Source organism: Vibrio sp. D173a (assembly GCF_030248475.1).
The window spans coordinates 1-560 of the sequence record NZ_JAHGAH010000568.1 but is presented as its reverse complement, the minus strand read 5'-3'; the positions used below and the strand labels follow the sequence as shown (position 1 = coordinate 560).

At 49.1% G+C, this 560-nt stretch carries 1 pseudogene; it reads right to left on the bottom strand.

The annotated features are described in order from the left end of the window. Nucleotides 1-560, bottom strand: a pseudogene (rmuC, locus tag KIV40_RS27585) (DNA recombination protein RmuC); the annotation flags it as partial.

Genomic DNA, 560 nt, shown 5'->3' with positions numbered 1-560 from the left:
TCTGCAAGTTAACCTGAGTTTGGTATTCGTGCCCTTCACGCAAACCAGATTCAGCCAATACGCGCGCCAGTACCACTTCACCCCAATTACCTTGCTGCTTGTTATCGCCTTTAAGGGCTTGGGTTAGGTTCACCGCTTCACGAGTCATGCTTTCATTCAAACGTTGTAGGTTCTTAAGCTCATGAACTAGGGTATGGCGCTCTTTCGCTTCTTGGCTAAAGCTGTCGTTAACCTGCCTCTTAAAGCCTTCGAGTTGCTCTTTGAGTGGTGAAAGTAGCCCTTCAAGGCTCTGTCTGTTTTGCTGATCGACCTTGGCGGTTTTCGCTTCAAATAGTTGGTTCGCGAGGTGCCGTCTCTGCTTGCTCTAGCAGTTGCAGCTTCTCGTGATTGGCAAGGTTCTCTTGGTCATGACGTGCTTCTTGCTCACGCAGTTCGGCTTCAAGCTCCGATTTCTGATCTTTTAGCGTGTTTATCTCATCGAAATATTGCTGACGCTCTTGTTTAACCGCCTCGAAATAGCGCAGCTTTTCCATCGCAGCCATCACCTTGCCGTGGGCTTG